Annotated in this window: 19 protein-coding genes and 2 pseudogenes; 12 read left to right on the forward strand and 9 right to left on the reverse strand. The window is 39.4% G+C overall.

From position 1 onward, the window contains the following. Window positions 1-8 precede the first annotated feature (8 nt). A complete protein-coding gene (locus tag WMO37_RS13720; RefSeq protein WP_022432903.1) occupies window positions 9-1,148 on the forward strand; it encodes an FtsW/RodA/SpoVE family cell cycle protein in 1,140 nt (379 codons plus the stop codon). A gap of 32 nt (window positions 1,149-1,180) precedes the next feature. Continuing rightward, a complete protein-coding gene (locus WMO37_RS13725) occupies window positions 1,181-1,576 on the forward strand; it encodes a methylglyoxal synthase (protein ID WP_022432904.1) in 396 nt (131 codons plus the stop codon). A gap of 70 nt (window positions 1,577-1,646) precedes the next feature. Here the strand turns inward: WMO37_RS13725 and WMO37_RS13730 are convergent, their stop codons facing one another. After that, on the reverse strand, window positions 1,647-1,865 hold the full coding sequence (locus WMO37_RS13730) for a DUF378 domain-containing protein (RefSeq protein WP_022432905.1): 219 nt from the start codon (window positions 1,863-1,865) through the stop codon (window positions 1,647-1,649). Window positions 1,866-1,960: 95 nt separating this feature from the next. On the opposite strand from WMO37_RS13730, the gene WMO37_RS13735 reads away from it, so the two are divergent. The 9 genes from WMO37_RS13735 (at window position 1,961) to WMO37_RS13775 (ending at window position 10,083) form a co-directional block, all read left to right on the forward strand. After that, window positions 1,961-3,358 carry a biotin/lipoyl attachment domain-containing protein gene (locus WMO37_RS13735; protein ID WP_349155282.1) on the forward strand — a complete coding sequence of 466 codons (1,398 nt, stop codon included), beginning with the start codon at window positions 1,961-1,963 and terminating at the stop codon, window positions 3,356-3,358. A gap of 27 nt (window positions 3,359-3,385) precedes the next feature. Beyond that, a complete protein-coding gene (locus tag WMO37_RS13740) occupies window positions 3,386-4,078 on the forward strand; it encodes a YggS family pyridoxal phosphate-dependent enzyme (protein ID WP_349155283.1) in 693 nt (230 codons plus the stop codon). A gap of 16 nt (window positions 4,079-4,094) precedes the next feature. After that, window positions 4,095-4,637: a cell division protein SepF gene (locus WMO37_RS13745; RefSeq protein WP_227089761.1), complete on the forward strand. Its 543-nt coding sequence runs from the start codon at window positions 4,095-4,097 to the stop codon at window positions 4,635-4,637. 91 nt (window positions 4,638-4,728) lie between these two features. Next, the gene (gene aroB / locus WMO37_RS13750) at window positions 4,729-5,817 is read left to right on the forward strand and encodes a 3-dehydroquinate synthase (protein WP_022432909.1); all 1,089 of its coding nucleotides are present in this window, start codon (window positions 4,729-4,731) and stop codon (window positions 5,815-5,817) included. Window positions 5,818-5,848: 31 nt separating this feature from the next. Continuing rightward, window positions 5,849-6,367: a signal peptidase II gene (gene lspA / locus WMO37_RS13755; RefSeq protein ID WP_349155284.1), complete on the forward strand. Its 519-nt coding sequence runs from the start codon at window positions 5,849-5,851 to the stop codon at window positions 6,365-6,367. A 200-nt stretch (window positions 6,368-6,567) separates the two neighbouring features. Next, on the forward strand, window positions 6,568-7,503 hold the full coding sequence (locus tag WMO37_RS13760; protein WP_349155290.1) for an RluA family pseudouridine synthase: 936 nt from the start codon (window positions 6,568-6,570) through the stop codon (window positions 7,501-7,503). 32 nt (window positions 7,504-7,535) lie between these two features. Continuing rightward, window positions 7,536-8,081, forward strand: a complete 546-nt coding sequence (locus WMO37_RS13765) for a DUF8052 family protein (protein ID WP_349155285.1) — start codon at window positions 7,536-7,538, stop codon at window positions 8,079-8,081. 88 nt (window positions 8,082-8,169) lie between these two features. Beyond that, window positions 8,170-8,802 (forward strand): cytidylate kinase-like family protein, encoded by a 633-nt coding sequence (locus tag WMO37_RS13770; RefSeq protein ID WP_349155286.1) that lies wholly within the window; start codon window positions 8,170-8,172, stop codon window positions 8,800-8,802. 99 nt (window positions 8,803-8,901) lie between these two features. After that, window positions 8,902-10,083, forward strand: coding sequence for a L,D-transpeptidase family protein (locus WMO37_RS13775; RefSeq protein ID WP_349155287.1), 1,182 nt, complete (start codon window positions 8,902-8,904; stop codon window positions 10,081-10,083). A gap of 144 nt (window positions 10,084-10,227) precedes the next feature. Here WMO37_RS13775 and WMO37_RS13780 read toward each other — a convergent pair whose 3' ends face one another. The 3 genes from WMO37_RS13780 to WMO37_RS13790 form a co-directional block, all read right to left on the reverse strand. Next, complete coding sequence (locus tag WMO37_RS13780) at window positions 10,228-11,280, reverse strand: tyrosine-type recombinase/integrase (RefSeq protein ID WP_022432915.1); 1,053 nt, start codon at window positions 11,278-11,280, stop codon at window positions 10,228-10,230. 152 nt (window positions 11,281-11,432) lie between these two features. Continuing rightward, window positions 11,433-12,575: a DEAD/DEAH box helicase gene (locus tag WMO37_RS13785; protein WP_349155288.1), complete on the reverse strand. Its 1,143-nt coding sequence runs from the start codon at window positions 12,573-12,575 to the stop codon at window positions 11,433-11,435. 180 nt (window positions 12,576-12,755) lie between these two features. Beyond that, on the reverse strand, window positions 12,756-13,181 hold the full coding sequence (locus WMO37_RS13790) for a LysM peptidoglycan-binding domain-containing protein (RefSeq protein ID WP_227089768.1): 426 nt from the start codon (window positions 13,179-13,181) through the stop codon (window positions 12,756-12,758). Between the two features lie 168 nt (window positions 13,182-13,349). Between WMO37_RS13790 and lexA the strand changes: the two genes are divergently transcribed. Then, window positions 13,350-13,970 carry a transcriptional repressor LexA gene (gene lexA / locus WMO37_RS13795; RefSeq protein ID WP_227089769.1) on the forward strand — a complete coding sequence of 207 codons (621 nt, stop codon included), beginning with the start codon at window positions 13,350-13,352 and terminating at the stop codon, window positions 13,968-13,970. A 64-nt stretch (window positions 13,971-14,034) separates the two neighbouring features. Here the strand turns inward: lexA and WMO37_RS13800 are convergent, their stop codons facing one another. The 5 genes and pseudogenes from WMO37_RS13800 to WMO37_RS13820 form a co-directional block, all read right to left on the reverse strand. Continuing rightward, window positions 14,035-15,051: an asparaginase gene (locus WMO37_RS13800; protein ID WP_227089770.1), complete on the reverse strand. Its 1,017-nt coding sequence runs from the start codon at window positions 15,049-15,051 to the stop codon at window positions 14,035-14,037. Between the two features lie 18 nt (window positions 15,052-15,069). Next, complete coding sequence (gene nhaC / locus WMO37_RS13805) at window positions 15,070-16,446, reverse strand: Na+/H+ antiporter NhaC (protein WP_022432920.1); 1,377 nt, start codon at window positions 16,444-16,446, stop codon at window positions 15,070-15,072. A gap of 208 nt (window positions 16,447-16,654) precedes the next feature. Continuing rightward, window positions 16,655-17,362: a PD-(D/E)XK nuclease family transposase gene (locus WMO37_RS13810; protein WP_349155289.1), complete on the reverse strand. Its 708-nt coding sequence runs from the start codon at window positions 17,360-17,362 to the stop codon at window positions 16,655-16,657. A gap of 297 nt (window positions 17,363-17,659) precedes the next feature. Further along, a pseudogene (locus tag WMO37_RS13815) lies at window positions 17,660-18,064 on the reverse strand (flagellin); the annotation flags it as partial. A gap of 39 nt (window positions 18,065-18,103) precedes the next feature. Further along, a pseudogene (locus WMO37_RS13820) lies at window positions 18,104-18,466 on the reverse strand (hypothetical protein); the annotation flags it as partial.

Here is an 18,466-nt window from a genome sequence, read left to right on the forward strand (position 1 = left end):
GGAGTATTATGTTTAAAAAATACCAGCTGCGTTCCTATAATTTCAGACTTGTAATCCTGTTAATCGTGACATCCGTTTACGGTATTGCCGTCATTAACAGTGCCGATTCATCCTATACCATCAAACAGTGTGCGGGACTTCTCCTCTCACTTTTTGTCATGGTAGTTGTATCACTGATTGATTATAACTGGTTATTGCGTTTTTACTGGATTATGTATGCCCTGAATTTTGTCCTGTTGGTGCTTGTACTGGCTCTTGGCTCTGAAAGCAAGGGAGCCCAGCGATGGATTAATATTGGCGGTTTCCGTTTTCAGCCTTCAGAACTGACAAAAATACTTTTGATTATGTTTACGGCAAAACTGATTTCGCTGTATAAAGACCGGCTCAATACCGCACGTTTTCTAATTGTACTGGCAGTTTTACTGCTGGTTCCCATTGCACTGATTTTAATGCAGCCAAATCTTTCAACAACCATTTTGCTGGCATTAATTTTGTTTACCATTATATTCTGTGCAGGCTTAAGTTACCGGATTATGGGCATTGCTTTATTGTGTATAGTGCCTGTCACCATTATTCTGGGTATCTATATCAGTAATCCAAATCAGAAGCTGCTTAAAGATTATCAGAGAAACCGTATTATGACTTTCTTTGAACCTGAAAATAATGAAGATGGTGCTTACCAGCAGAAATATTCCGTACAGGCAATCGGTTCGGGTCAGCTTTCCGGTAAAGGACTTAACAATGATGATCCTTCTTCCTTAAATAATGCCCACTATATTGCAGAAGGCCACACTGATTTTATTTTTGCGGTCATGGGAGAGGAGCTGGGTTTTATCGGCTGCTGTATGGCAATTCTTTTGTTGTCATGGATTGTAATTGAGTGTATAATTGCAGCTGTAAGGGCGAAGGATTTTGCCGGACGCCTAATCTGCTGCGGTGTTGCCGCACAGATTGGTTTTCAAAGTGCATTAAATATTGCAGTTGCAACACAATTACTGCCAAACACAGGACAGCCGTTACCTTTTTTTAGTTACGGTCTTACATCTTTGGTTTCTGCATACATTTCAATGGGCGTTGTATTAAATGTTTCCCTGCAGCGCAATGTGGAACGGGATGATGAAATATTTGCCGATGATTTCAGAGGTTAAAATTTAATCAAATACAAATATGGAGGGTACTTATGAATATTGGGTTAATTGCGCATGATTCAAAAAAGAAGCTGATGCAGAATTTCTGTATCGCATATAGAGGGATTTTAAATAAAAATCAGCTGTTTGCAACCGGTACAACCGGCAGATTAATAGAAGAAGTCACGAATCTGTCTATTCACAAATTTTTAACCGGACATTTAGGCGGTGACCAGCAGTTGTGTGCACAGATTGAACATAACCAGATTGACCTTGTCATTTTCCTGCGCGAAGCTGTTAATCCGCTTGCACATGAACCGGATTCTGATAATATTTGTAAACTGTGTGATATGTATAATATTCCGCTTGCAACCAATCTTGCAACTGCGGAATTGCTGATTAAATCGCTGGAACGTGGTGATATGGAATGGCGTGAAATATATCAATAATACTTTCAGCAGATAAGACCAGACCGTAAACAACTTCCGGTTGTCTGCGGCTGGTCTTTTTACAATACTGTTAAACGGACTGATGCCCCATATCTGTAATACGTCCGTAGGCACTTACAAGGTAAATGCCGCAAAGTCCTACTATCGCGTAAATGATACGGCTGATCCAGCCCGTCTGTCCAAAAAGGAATGATACAAGATTAAAATTGAAAAATCCAATCAGTCCCCAATTAATTGCACCAATAATAACAATCGTCAAAGCTGTATAATCAAAGCCTTTTGAATTCATTATCTGACCTCCTTATATTTAGTGCTGATATTAGTGTGGCTGAAAAAGTAAAAATTATATTGGTAATTATTAGAATGATGAAAGTGAGGAATCCCATGGCAGGACAATCCAACCGCAAAGTTGTAAAATATCGCAGAAAACCAAAAGCAGCGGGGCTTATTTTCGCAATTGTTATTATATATATCGTATGTTTTATCGTGATGTATCTTTCCAAATCCAAAGTACAGACATACGAAGTTGAAGCCGGTTCACTGACTACCAATTCTTCCTATACGGGAATTGCCGTGCGCAGCGAAGCTGTATACCGTTCTGAGTACTCCGGCAATATTAACTATTATCAGCGTGAAAACACCCGTATTAAAGGAAATGACACAGTCTATACCGTCGATGAAACCGGGCGCGTATCAGATATCCTTGCACAGTATACGAATGCCGAAGAAAATTCTCTTTCAAAGGAAAGCCTTGCCAATATTAAATCGACTTTAAACTCTTTTAAAACCGGTTATGACGGCAGTAACTTTTCAGATTTGTACGATTTAAAAACAGATATTAATTATATGGTACTTGAATCCATGAACCAGAGCATTATGGCGAATTTAGAGTCCATTATTGAAAATACGGGAAGCCGGAACTTATTCCGTACCGTGTCTGCGGAATCGGGAGGTGTCATTGTCTATTCTATCGACGGTTATGAAGACCTGACTGCTGATACTGTTACACCTTCAGACTTTGATAAAAATAAATATACCAAGACAAATTTAAAAGCACAGGAGCTTGTTGTTGCCGGAAATCCTGCCTATAAACTGATTAACAACGAATCCTGGTACATTTTAATTCCACTGACACAAAGTGATATTGATAAAATGGATTTAACTTCCAAGTCAACAATAAATATTAAATTTAAAAAAGATAACGTCACAACCACCGCAGATTTTTCACTTGTCAACCACGACGGTAATTATTATGGCAGATTAAGCCTGGATAAATACATGATACGATATGCCTCAGAACGTTTTCTGGATATCGAATTAGTCACAGCTTCCAAATCCGGGTTGAAAATTCCGGTTTCCGCCGTGACAGAAAGCGAATTTTATACCATTCCAAAAGAGTATCTGACAACCGGCGGCAACAGCAACAATTCCGGATTTATCTGCGAATCGTACGATTCATCCGGACAACTGACCACATCCTTTGTCGATGCTGATATTTACCGTAATACCGATACCGTTTATTACGTAAGCTGCGATGACTTTGAGAAAGGTACAATTATTGTAAAACCGGATTCTTCGGAACGCTATGTTATCGGCGCCATCGAAAAATTAAAAGGTGTATACTGCGTCAATACAGGATATACCATTTTTGAACAGGTTGAGATTTTGGATGCCAACAATGAATATTACATTGTGAAAAAAGGGCTTTCCCATGGTATCGCCGCATATGACCACATTTTACTGGATGCCGGTAAATACACGGCAAATCAGATGATTTACTAAAACAACAATTACAAGGAGGGCATTTTCATGCTTGCAGAAAATATTAAAACCGTTGAAAAAAATATTAAAGAAGCCTGCGCGCGTGCAAACCGCAGTGCAGCCGATGTGACATTAATTGCCGTCAGCAAAACCAAACCGGTTGACATGCTTTGCGAAGTCTATGATACCGGTATGCGTGAATTCGGTGAAAATTACGTTCAGGAACTTGTTGAAAAAATTGACCGGCTTCCAAAGGACATTCACTGGCATATGATTGGACATTTACAGCGCAATAAGGTCAAATACATCGTAGGTAATGTTACAATAATTCACTCTGTAGATTCGCTGCGCCTTGCTGAAGAAATCAGTAAAGAATCCGTTAAAAAGGATGTCTGCACAGAGATTCTGATTGAAGTCAACGTTGCCGGAGAAGAGAACAAATTCGGTTTTACACCCGAAAATGTTTTTCCTGAACTGGAAAAAATGGCAGCACTTCCGAACGTTAAAATACGGGGTCTGATGACAAGTGCGCCATTTGTCGAAAATCCTGAAGAAAATCGTAAATATTTTAGACAATTAAAGCAATTATCTGTTGACATCAACGCGAAAAACATTGATAATATCTATATGGACACTTTATCCATGGGTATGACAAATGATTATGTTGTTGCAGTAGAAGAGGGTGCAACAATGGTGCGTGTAGGTACGGCTATATTTGGAGCACGTAACTATAATAAGTAGATTGGAGATAGGCACAATGAGTATTTTAAACAGTGTAATGAACGTATTTAAACTTACCGGGGAAGACGATTATGATGAATACGACGATTACGATGAAGAATTCGAAGATGACGAAGATGACAAAGGGTCTGCCCGGAAGAAATTATTTTCAGGCAGCCATAAAAATAAAGACGATGAAGATTATGATTCAGACAGCCGGACAAACGATAAAAAGCCTTTAGGCAGAAAAGTTGTTCCGCTAAAAACCGGTGGTTCAAGAGGTCTTGAGGTGGTTGTTATCCGTCCTGAATCCATGGAAGACTCCAGTGAGATTACAGACACACTTTTAAGCGGAAAGGCCGTTGTTTTAAATCTGGAAGGAATCCACGTTGAAATCGCACAGCGTATTATCGATTATTCAGCCGGTTCATGCTATGCAATGCGTGGCAATCTGCAAAAGATTACCAACTACATATTCCTTGTAACACCGCCGAATGTTGATATTTCCGGTGATATTCCGGAACTGGTGGCAGGTGGTATTGACCTTTCAACATTTAACAGTTCAGACAACAAATTTTAATGTGAATATTAAAAGTGCCGCCCATAGTCTTTGATTATCGGCGGTATTCTTTTGTATCTCATCAATAAACACAGACACATCAGGAGGAGTTATGTCAGAGATTATTACTGTTCATTTAGATCAAAAACCGATTTATGATATTGTCATTGAAAAAGATTTTTCACAGCTTGGTACTGCATTTTCCAGGTTAAATGTAACCGGCCGTAAAATCTGTATTGTAACAGACAGCAATGTCGGACCTTTATATGCCAAAGCCGTTCAGGAAGTTTTAGAAACAACCGGCAATCAGATTTTTGTCTATACATTTGCTGCCGGAGAAGAAAGTAAAAACTTAAATACCGTTCAGGATCTCTATGAATTTTTAATTGAAAATCATTTTGACCGTAAAGATATGCTTGCAGCGCTTGGCGGCGGTGTTGTCGGTGACCTTACCGGTTTTACAGCGGCAACCTATTTACGCGGCATTTCATTTATCCAGATTCCGACTTCCCTTCTGGCTCAGGTTGACTCCAGCATCGGCGGCAAGACCGGTGTGGATTTCCGTGCTTATAAAAATATGGTCGGCGCATTCCATCAGCCAAAGCTTGTATACATGAATATGTCTACACTGCTTTCCTTAGATACCCGTCTGTTTAATTCCGGTTTCGGTGAAATCATCAAACACGGGCTGATTAAAGATGCGGCTTATTACCGCTGGCTGCAGAATAATGCTGCAAAGATTCAGGCAAAAGATTATGATGCCTTGGAACAGATGATTGCAGGAAGCTGTAATATCAAGCGTGAAGTGGTTGAATTAGACCCGACAGAGCAGGGCGACCGCGCACTTTTAAATTTCGGACATACACTGGGACATGCTATCGAAAAACTGATGAATTTCCAGCTGTATCACGGCGAATGTGTTGTCCTTGGCATGATTGCCGCATTAAACATTTCCGTTACCCGCGGTCATATTACACAGGCTGAATATGATGATGCTATACAGATGTTTAAAGACTACGCATTTCCAACAAACGTTACCGGCATTTCCATTGATGATGTCATCCGCGTTTCAAAGAGCGATAAAAAAATGGAAGCCAATCAGATTAAATTCATTCTGTTAAAACAAATTGGAAATGCCTACATTGACAGAACTGTAACAGACGACGAGATGAAACGTTCTCTGACAGATATTATCCGATAACAAAACATCCCGTTTAGAAATGAGGCATTACATGAAAAATCTGAATAAAAAAGGACTTTTGGGATATATTTTAGGTATTGTACTTTTATGCCTTATAGACCAGCTGACTAAAATTGCTGCCGTTTCGGCATTAAAAGGCAAATCCCCTTTCGTCCTGATAAAAAATGTACTGGAATTTTATTATCTGGAAAACACCGGTATGGCATGGGGCATGATGAGCGGTGCAAGAATCTATTTTCTGGTTCTGACGGTTCTGATTGTCGGCGTTATTACCTATGTCATTATAAAAATGCCGCGTACACGCCATATGCTTCCGTTTTTTGCCGTACTGACCGTACTGGCATCGGGCGCTTTAGGTAATTTTATCGACAGACTGACACTCGGCTATGTCCGTGATTTTATTTATTTTAAACTGATTAATTTTCCTGTTTTTAATGTTGCAGATATCTATGTAACGGTATCTGTCGTCTGTTTTGCCGTTTTAATTCTTTTTTATTATAAAGAAGATGATTTTAGCTTTTTAAAGAAAACCGGTACAAATAAACATTAAAATCAGGAATCCGGTAACTAAACTATAAAAATCCGGCTATGCAGAATTTTAATAACTGGAGGCACTTAAACTGTATGGAAAACACAAAACTTCCTGTAGATAACGCAGCTTTGGATGCTGCATATATTGAAAATGAACCGGACGAATTCATTACGGATATGACAGACTCTCATAACGGTATTGATACCGCAGACAACTGTATGAAAATCACATTGTCTGTATCTTCGGACAGCGATACTTCCGATGCCGTTGGAACACGTATTGACAAATTTTTATCAGAGAATTTACGGGATTTTTCACGATCTTATCTGCAGACATTGATTCAGGACGGCAATGTTACCGTAAACGGCAAAAATGTAAAATCCAATTATAAATTAAATGCCGGGGATATCATTGCAATTCATGTTCCCGAAGTGAAAGAGCAGGAGATTGCCGCTGAGGATATTCCACTGGACATTTTATATGAAGACGAAGATATTATTGTTGTAAACAAGCCAAAGGGAATGGTTGTACATCCTGCGGCAGGACATACCAGCGGTACACTTGTCAACGCCTTAATGTATCACTGTAAAGACCATTTATCCGGTATTAACGGGGAACTGCGCCCCGGCATTGTCCACCGTATTGACATGAATACAACCGGTGTCTTAGTTGCCTGCAAAAATGACTATGCCCACCGTAAAATTGCCGAACAGCTGAGCGTTCATTCTATTACCCGTAAATACGAAGCAATCTGCTACAACGCTTTCCGGGAAGAAACCGGAACTGTTGATGCGCCGATTGGCAGAAATCCGGTTGACCGTAAAAAAATGGCAATTGACAAAAAGAATGGCAGACGCGCAGTGACACATTACCGCGTTCTCGAAAATTTCAAGCATTTTGCCCATATTGAATGTCAGCTTGAAACCGGGAGAACACATCAGATCCGCGTACATATGGCAAGTATCGGTCATCCGCTCCTTGGCGATGACACCTACACTGCGGCAAAACCGCCGTACCGGCTCACCGGTCAGACACTGCATGCACGCGTACTTGGGTTTATTCACCCCAGAACAGGGCAGTACGTAGAGTTTGAAGCACCACTGCCGGATTACTTTACCAAAATCCTTGCCGATTTACAAAAAAAGCGGCATTAAAAATGCCTGCGGAATGGAGAATGAAGAGTAGTATGCGTAGGAAAGAATTTATTGATTTGATTCTGGACAGCATTTCAGATTATTTTGATATTTACCACAATTACTGGTTTGAGAATCATAAATTTGTCATTTATGCGTATTGTTATAACAGACACAATAAATATGAGAGTGCAACACAGGAATCCCGGTTATGGGAGATGAAATCCTTTGAGCATTTATTTTTTATCAATTCTGATAATCTGGATATGGAACAGTTAAATGCTTTAAAACAATTTGCGATAGAACGCATTGAACCGCATTTTGTCCGCGGTGATGGCAAATTCCCTGTAAAGCACCACCTATACACATATATTTCTTTTATTATCATAACCAGAAATAAACCCTCACCGGAAGTTGCAAAAGCTATTGAAAACACTTCATGGAACAAAAATTATATGCTTTCTGCCAAAGGCTCTGCCAGCCTGCGGCTTGCCTGTGTAACCCCGCGTGAATACAGTGTTATCACCAGCAAAAACGCACAGGACATACATGATTTTCTCTCGGATATCATGTTTCATATCGAACATTATGAAGAATAAATTTCATAAAAATTATGTAAAAATATAGATTTTTCTGACAATTTATTGTATAATATAGCCATGAAATAACTTGAAGGAGGCGGGAAATATGGATGAAAGAACCGTAATTACAATAGGCAGAGAATTTGGCAGTGGCGGACATGAAATTGGCATGAAGCTTGCAGAAAGACTCGGAATTAAATGCTATGATAAGGAATTATTAGAACTTGCAGCAAAAGAAAGCGGTCTCTGCGAAGATTTATTCGCTTCCCAGGATGAAAAGCCGACCAACAGCTTTTTATATTCTCTTGTAATGGACACATATTCTTTGGGATATACAAGTTCATACATGGATATGCCAATTAATCACAAAGTTTTTTTGGCACAGTTTGATACCATTAAGAAACTGGCTCAAAGAGAATCCTGTGTTATTGTCGGACGCTGTGCTGACTATGCTTTGGAAGATAACCCATTTGCAGTCAGCGTATGGATTAAGGCCGATTTGGATGTCCGTATCCAGCGTATTAAAAAGCTCTATGATTTAAGCGATAACAAAGCTGCCGACATGATCCAGAAAACAGATAAACGCAGAGCCAGCTATTACAATTACTATTCAAGTAAAAAGTGGGGCGAAGCAAAGAGCTATGATTTATGTCTTGACAGCGGTCAGCTCGGTATCGATGGTTCAATTGATTTAATATTAAAATACATTGAATTAAAAGAAAAAAATAATAAACAGTAACTAATGCATAACCGGATTCAGCCATATATATCTATTATATATGGCTGAATTGCAGTTTTATCAAACATCTGTCATTCATCAGAATTTAGGGAATAGTAAATGGATTTAAAGAATTTAAAAGAATTTAAAGAATATACACGAATTAAAAAAATTGATGTCAGAAAATGGCTGCTTCGCGGGCATGCGCCCCTGTATACATTTATATTGATTGTATTCGCTGCAGCTGTTGTTTTTATGTTCAGTACCATACATTCTATGTTTAATAATGAAAATACATCGGACAATCCATCGGATGAAGTTTCCGTTTCTACAGAAACAACCGGTTATATTGCCGATAACCAGTCCTATATGCTTGCGATTAATAAATCAAAGAATTATCTGATTGTTTATAAAATGGATGCCACCGGGGAATTTACAAATATATTCCAGATATTCCGTTGTTCCGTGCCGCAATCCCTTGCCACCGGTGAAACTTCCATCACTGACAAATTTATCTGGAAAATGTTTGATTCAAATGTCTATGGACACTATACGGTACAATTTGGCAACAATGCCTATTTACATTCTGTACCGTATACCAAGCAGGATACAATGACACTAATTGTCAGTGCCTATAATAATCTGGGTAAATCGTCATCGGTCGGTTCTGTTGCATTAACCGCAGCCGATGCTAAATGGATTTATGAAAACTGTGGTTTAAATACCAAAGTAAAAGTATATGAAGATTCAACCGAAAACTTCGATAACCGGTTATCTGAACTGACAACACTTGCTGCAGATGCCAAATATGACCCTACAGATCAGGGTGCTGTAAATAATGCAGAAAACAACATCGTCAATACTAAAATTGCATATATGACAGGAACCCGTGACTGTACCGTTGCTTTAAATTCAGACTTTGACATCTGGACCGGTGTTTACGCAAAAGATGTAAATAACAATGATATCACTTCATATATCACAGCTACAGGAAGCGTTGATACATCAACGCCCGGTGTATATAAAGTCATTTACTTTTTAAATGACAGCTTTGGTACAAATTTAAAATACTACCGTTATGTAACGGTAACAGATGAAGCGGAGAGTACTGTGCCTGCCGAAACTACAGCTCCGGCAACAGCCGCTGCGACACAGCCGGCACAACCCGATACAACGACACCAGCTCCAACCAATTCACAGCCTGTAACAGCTGTCACAGAAGCTTCAACTTCATCAAACAGCACAAATAACGGTTCTGATAACAAAAGTCAGATTAATCCGACGGGCAGTACCGTTCAATAATAATTTAAAATAGTCAAAATTTTCAAAAGAAAAAACCGGACAAAAACAGAAGATAAATAAAAAATGCATAAAAGAAAATGCGAAAAACTGTATATTGACAGATTACAGTTTTTCGCATTTTTTATTTTACAGCTGCTCGTAGTTTTAATCTCTGCGTAAATGAACGATATTTCTTGCATTTCTCTTATTTTCATCTACGATTTCTGCATAATGGCGGCGGGTTGTATTGACGTCTTTATGTCCTAAAACATCGGCAACTAAATAAATATCCTTGCTTTCCTGATACAGATTCGTACCATATGTACTGCGCAGCTTGTGCGGCGTAATGTGCTTTACGGTTGTAACAGTAGAAGCATACTTTTTCACCAAAAGTTCTACTGACCGCACGCACAGCCTTTTTCCGACAGAAGATAAGAACAGGGCGTTTTCATGCCCCTCTTTTGGATTTAGTTCTTTCCGTTCCTCCATATACGCAGATAACGCTTCTTCAACTTCATCGCCAAAATATACAAAACTTTCAGCACCGCCTTTACGGACGACTTTGATTCGGTCATTGTCAAAATCAACATCCTTCATATCCAGCCCGACACATTCCGATACACGGATTCCCGTCCCAAGCATCAGTGTAAGCAGCGCCAAATCCCTTGTCTTTAACTTTTCATGGCGCTTTAGCTGTGCCTTTGACAGTTTATTGCCGGATTCCACATTGTCTAAAAATTCCGCCACTTCATTAACATCTAAACGCGTAATAGCCTTGTCATGAATCTTTGGCATATCCACTTTAAGCGTTGGATTCTCCCCAATCATTTCATAACGGTAGTAGTAGGCATAAAAACGGCGCAATGCACACAGCTTCCTTTTTGCTGCGCGTTCTGAATTGCTGACTTCTTTACCTTCTTTATCATATAATTTTACATACCGCAGATAATCTGAAATATCCTGACCTTTAAGTTTTTCAAGGTCTGCCAGTGTAAAATCCTTTACCGTATAATTGGCATACTGCGGATATTCACATATCAGAAATTCAAAAAAACCCTTGATATCCATTGCGTAAGCAACCCTTGTCCTGGGCTGCTTGGAATATTCAAGACTGTTAAAATACTCTGTACAAAACGACGGAAGAATTTTCAGTAATTCGTTGAGTTTTTTTGTATACTTTATCGTTTGCTGTTGGGCATATGTTTTTGTTTCGGCCATATTTCCTCCATAATCAAAAAAGCAGAGGAGCATTCATATAACATAATTTATAATTGCAGACAGTATCTTTGTAATATATCACTTCGCTAAACCCAAGTTTAACGAAGTTTTGTATTTCTTTTTACATAAATCACCGTCTATCGTTTATTTTCTTACTTAGCAACCAGTTTTCCGTTATATAAACGTTTCTGTACTACATTGATTTTAAATTCTTTTTGATACTTTTTAATCTTATTCAATTCATTTTCTGTAATAATGGATACACATAATCCTTCCTGACCGTTTCTTCCGCAGCGGCCGACCCTGTGCAGATATTCCTTGGATTCTTCAGGAAGATTCACATTAATCACGGTTTCAACATTATCAATCTGTAAGCCTCTGGCTGCAACATCCGTTGCCAAAAGATACTGAACCTTTCCTGATTTAAAATGTTCAATTGCCGTTTTCTTTTCCTGCTTATCCTGATTCCCGGATAACGCAGCTACATTATAATGATGATATTGAAGCTTCTGATAGGATTCTTCAAGGTCATATCTGGTATTAATAAAAACCATGACCTTATCTGAATTTAACGCCTTAGCGATTTTTCTTAAAGTTTCAATCCGTTCCCTTCTGTCTGTCACAATAAAAATATGCTTAATCGTTTTTGGAATCAGACTTTCATTCTTTTGCTTTGTATCTAAAACAACCGCATGATATGTAATCTGATTAGCAATCTGCCGTGTCTTTTTATCAATACTTGCCGAAAACATCAGCACCTGCGTATACTTCATCAGTGATTTACGGATTGCAAATATCTGTTCGCAATATGTCTTGTCCATCAGCTTATCCGCTTCATCAATCACAAGTGTCTTGACATCATGTACCCGCAGCTTTTTCTGACGGATTAACTGCAAAATACGCGCCGGTGTACCTACAACCAGTGAAGGCTTTGTTTTAAGCGATTCAATCTGGCGGTTAATATTTCCCTCGCCAATCAGAAATAATGCCTTATATGGCAGCTGTGCGCCTTTAAAGAGCAATTCTGCTTCATTACACACCTGAACTGCAAGTTCCTGGGTCGGAACAAGTATCAACGTCTGTATATATTTGCTGTCCGGCTGCATCGTTGCAATCACAGGCAGTAAATAAGCCAGTGTCTTTCCCGAACCTGTGCTGGAACAGCCGATAACATCCGTTCCTTTTGTTACCGGCTGATAAGCACGCTGCTGTATCGGGGTCGGTGCTGTAATATTCCGTTTATTTAAAACAGCGGTCAGTGCCTTTGACACCCCTAATTCTTCAAATGTCATCATACAAATTCTCCATTTCACTCTATCTGACTTTATCGTTATACTTCTATATTATACACGATTCTTACGGAAAATCCAATGACTTGATTTGTTTTCCAATTGATTACAGCTGATGCAATTCCATTACACAAAACACAGCTTCTTCGCAGCGGCGCCTCTGTGCAGATATTCTTTTCAGTGCTTTTAATTCGTCTGTGGCTGACCGTAATAATAAATGATCAGATTCTGTCCGCTGTATAAAATATCAGAACTCATATGATTCATCTGCATGATGGAGCGGATATACTGTTCTTTGTTCTCTGCGCCTGTATTGTAACGTGCCTCGATATCCCATAACGTATCACAATCTTCAATAGTAATGCTTGTATAATACCGTTCCAATGCATTCTGTCCTTCTTTAACAGAAGCATTTGCAATTATCATTCTTCCCCCAATACCGGTTACTGCAATTAAAAGGACCGCTGCTAAAATTGCGTGAATGATGCGTATATCCAGCCTTCTGACTGCCGCAATAACTCCTGCCGGTGAAAAAAGTCCTGCTATAATTCTTACCTGCTCTTTTTTTGTAACTGCCATCATACCATTCATAATCGTATCCTCGCTTTCCAATGAAACTCAAACATTTGTTCTTTTGAATTGATTGTATTATATCTCTTGAACATATGTTTGTCAATACATAATCGAACATATATTCCGAAAAATTGTTCTGAAAATTTGTTTGCATTTTTGCGCATGATATGTTACGATAGTTTTATAAATTTATGGAGGTTATGGTCTATGGCATATGGCAGAATTACAAAAAAGCAGACTGAAATATTAGAATATATTAAGTCCCAGATTTTAAATAAGGGCTATCCGCCATCAGTACGTGATATCTGTACGGCAGTCAATTTAAAGTCGACTTCTTCTGTACATGCACATCTGGAAACCCTGGAAAAGAATGGATATATCCGCAGAGACCCTACAAAGCCGCGTGCGATTGAGATTATAGATGATAATTTTAACCTGACAAGACGTGAAGTTGTCAATGTTCCTTTAATAGGACAGGTTGCTGCCGGACAGCCGCTCTTAGCTGTTGAAAATATTACAGGTTATTTTCCGATTCCGGCGGAATTTATTCCGAAAGAAGAAGTCTTTATGTTAAATGTCAAGGGGGAAAGTATGGTAAATGCCGGTATTTATGACGGCGACCAGATTATTGTTAAGCAGCAGTCTACCGCATCTAATGGAGAAATTGTTGTTGCGCTTGTAGATGACTCTGCTACTGTAAAGCGTTTCTACAAGGAAAACGGACATATCCGCTTACAGCCGGAGAATGATTTTATGGAACCTATTATTGTAGATTCCTGCGAAATTATCGGAAAAGTCATCGGATTAATCCGTATCAATATTGATTAAAAAACAGACACCCATCTACAATAAAGTGGATAGGTGTCTGTTTTGCGTTAACCTGTCTTCATGTTTAATAACTTCTATCTGCAAAATATGGTGTTTCCATGTATCTTTTAATATCGTCAATCTGCTCATAATGTGCAAGCGCCCACATCAGCTTCATCACAACAGCTTCTGTCGTCATATCTGCAGCAACAATAACCTTCTGCCGTCCAAGAGTCTGCCCAACCTCATAGATACTCAGGTCAATTCCCTCGTAAATGCATTGCGTTGTAATGACAACTGCGACTCCGGCCTCAATCAGTTCATGTATCTTTGACACGATATCCTCATCAACATTCGGAATTCCGCCGATACCAAAGCTTTCAATAATAACACCCTTATACTGTGTGCGGATAAAATCAAATAGCTCTGTTCCGATTCCCGGAAAGATTTTCAATACAAAAATATCCCGGCAGACCTTTGTATCTATTGCAAAATCACCGGTTATTTCCTCACTTAATTTATCCAGATGCCCGGAATAAGTAAGCAGCTGATTATACGTAATTTTGCCCAGTTTAATCTCAGCAATCACCGGAAAATTAATACTTTTAAACGCATCGGAGCTTCTTGTTTTAATCTTCATGGCATGTGTACCGTTGATTACAATTCCGTCAAATGCAACATACACACCGCGGATACCCTCACACGCAAAACGAATCGCATCGGAGAGATTCTTTTTGGCATCGGTATACAATGCCTCTATCGGAATCTGTGAACCGGTAAACACCACCGGCTTTGCAAGATTTTTTAACATATACGTAATGCCTGCCGCACTGTATGCCATGGTATCCGTACCGTGTGCAATAACAAAACCGTCATATGCATCATAATTCTGTGCTATCGTTTCCGCAATCCGCGCCATCAGCTTCGGATTCATATTGGTACTGTCCACCCTCATCACGGAAATGCCCTCCAGATGACAGATAGACTCAATTTCCGGAATATAGGTAAGCAGTGTTTTTACATCAATCGACGGTGTCAGCCCCTCTGATGATTCAGAAGATGCGATTGTTCCGCCTGTCGCAATTAATAATATTTTCTTCATATAGTCCCCAATCCGCCGTTAAACGGCATTTTTATTTTTCCACATAAACAGACCTGTAAAACCGAAAATTATCGCCAATGCAATGCATGAAAATGAAAGCCACATATACGGTAAATACTCAAATGTCGCAACACCAAGAATTGTTGCCATATAAATACCGTTGTCACTCCACGGAATCATTCCGGCTGTCAGCGTACCGCCAATTTCAGCATTTCTTGAAAGAACCCGTCGGCTGTAACCCATTTCGTCATACTTTTCCGCCATGATTTTCGGTGTAAGGACCAGTGAAACATACATTGCACTGCCAAGCAGACAACCTAAAAATCCAACAATAATCGTAAATACGGTCAGTGTTCCACCATTGTTGATATGTTGATAAACCTTTCCGGCGATTGCCTTAATAATACCAATCCGGTCGAGTAATCCGCCAAATCCAAGCCCCAGAATAATAATTGCCACCGACCACAGCATACTGTTCATGCCGCCACGTGAAAGCAGTGAATCAATAAATTCGATTCCCGTATTCATTTCAAGCTGTACCCATGCTGTAGAAATCGCCTTTACCGGAGTCAGTCCCTGAAATATAATGCCCCATACAATTCCAAGTCCCGCACCAAATGAAATAACCGGCAGGGACGGCATTTTGAGTATCAGTAAAATAATAACAACCAGCATTGGCACAAATGCGAATAAACTGATATGAAAATTTTCCTGAAGTGCCGCCATAACGCTGTTGACCTGTGTCATATCCGCACTGCCGCCGCCCAGGCGGAAACCAAGAACCGTAAATGCAATGCCTGTAATACCAAATGCACTTAATGATACCGGCAAAATACCGCGTACATGGTCAATAACATCAATATCCGCCATTGCCGCAGACAATACGCAGCTGTCTGAAAGCGGTGAAAGCTTGTCACCGAAATAAGCACCGGACAATACGGCTCCGGCTGTTATTGGTGCCGGAATTCCAAGTGCTGAACCGATACCCATCATGGCAATACCGGATGTTCCGACTGTTCCCCATGAAGTACCGGTTGCAATCGATGTAATACTGCAAAGAATCAATGTCGCCAGTAAAAAGATAGACGGATGTATTACTTTTAGACCGTAATAAATCAGACTGGGTACAATTCCGCCGGAAATCCACGTTCCGACCAGCGCGCCGACCGCCAGCAGGATTAAAATAGCGCTCATGCCGTCATAAATGCCTTTCGTGACCGCATGTTCCATTTCCTGATAGGAAAATCCATTTCTTTTGCCAACAGCCATTGCAAGAAACCAGGCTGCAAAAAGTGCAAGATGTATCTCGATGCCAGACTGATTGCATAAAAATGCCAAGGCAAGAAAGCCGCCTAATACAATAACTGCCTGTAATAAAGTGGTTTGTCTTTTCATGATTATGATTCTCCATTCTCCTACGGGTAATATATCTTACACGTATGCTTTTACTTGAGTAGATGTATCATATCATTGAATTCCGTCAAAATCAATCAAAATACTTTATTTTTATTTTCCAATTTTTGCTTAATATATTATCAATATTCGACCGTAATTTTTAATATTATTAAGTAAATTTATAAATCAGTTTATTTTTTAATCAATCTCATTTACTTTTTTCCAACACTGCCTCTACTTCTTCTTTGCTCTTTTCCGTGACATCGGCTATCTGCTCTATTGTGTAGCCTTTTTCGTTCATACTGATGATAAACTTAATCTCACGCTGTTCCCATGCTTCTTCTGCCGCACTTTCTACAAGGCTTTCTCCTAATCCGCTCACTTTCCTCACATCCTTTCGCAATTCACTTTCTGATTCAATGCTATATTCTGATTCTATGATACTGATTTTCTCATCTGCCGTCAACTCATTTGTAAATAATGCACCCAACAGCCGGTGCAATTTATTTTCCTCTGTATAGGGTAGTAAGTTTTTTGCAAGTCCCAGTAAAATAATGTGTATCAAATCCCCTGCTTTTTCTATTGCAGTCTTCCCCATAAGCTTCTCATTCGTTAAATGCAGATAATTCAGGCTGTTTTCTTTTTGATTCATGCATATCCATATTGTATATACTTTTTTAATATCATTATAATTCATGCCCGTAAAATCCCGCTCTTTCTGAGAAGACACCATTCGGCACGCATAAAACACTGTCCTGTTCTGTATGTAATACGAGGTCGGTTCATCTTTCTGCGCTTCGATATTTACAAGAATACTTGCCAGTATGATTTTATGTGCCAATACCTGTTTTACACTTTCATCGTACTGTTCCATTCCCTGCACTGCGCGCACAGTTTTTTTCAATTCTTCGTTCAATCTTTCTCCCCCTTTATTCGATTTTCGATTTCATACTGGAAAATTGGAATTGAGTTATTCCATAGATACATTTGCATTTGCATTTGCATTTGCATTTGCCAAGCCCTGAGCCTAATATCAGCAAAGGCTTCATAGATGTATGTTTTTTGTAGTTGTTTTTGCCTTACGATATATGTATCATAACATATCCGTCTGTATTTTGCAAGTGTTTCTTTATTTTTTATTATATACAAAAAGTCCCTCAGGCGGACTCTGAACGTCTGCCCAAGGGAACTAAGATTATTACGATAATCCAAATTACTGAAGAAGTGAAAGAACACCCTGATTCTGCTGATTAGCCTGTGCAAGCATAGACTGACCTGCCTGCATAAGAATGTTGTTCTTTGAGTAGCTAACCATTTCTTCAGCCATATCTGTATCACGGATACGTGATTCAGCGGATGTTGTATTTTCAACAGCGTTGTCAAGGTTAGAAATTGTATGCTCCAGACGATTCTGAACAGCACCTAAAGCTGAACGCTGCTTAGAAACCTTCTTAATTGCATCACTGATTGTATCAACTGCCTTATCAGCATTTGTTGAATCTGAACCGGTTACCTTAATTCCATCTACACCAATAGACTTTGCACTCATAGAATCCATTGTTACAGAAATCTTATTTTCACTTGTCGTATCTGCCCCTACCTGGAAGCTTAACAGTAATGCTTTAGAGCCATTACTTAATGCTGTTTCACCTGATGCTTATTTTTCTTCTTTTGATATACTTTGCGCCAGTTTTTCTACGGTTTCCTGTGGCAATTCAGCTAATTCTGCGACAGATTTTATGTCATTCCCCATATTAAGAAGTTTTGTGGCAATCTGAATTTTGGTTCGTTCTTCACCGATTCGAATTCCACTGGCTTCACCTTCGCGGCGTCCCTCCGCACGTCCGCGGTTTAAGATATCTTTTGCTTCATAGTTTAATACTTTTCCACCCATTGTCCGGCTCACCCCTTTCGCAACATTTTTATATTTAACAGCAAGATGTTCTATGACTTTACGTGACATATCAAGAATAGCAGCTTTGGCATATCTGTTCAAGTCACCCATCTGGCAGGCGATTTC

Source organism: Lachnospira intestinalis, assembly GCF_040095895.1.
GTDB classification, from domain to species: domain Bacteria; phylum Bacillota; class Clostridia; order Lachnospirales; family Lachnospiraceae; genus Lachnospira; species Lachnospira intestinalis.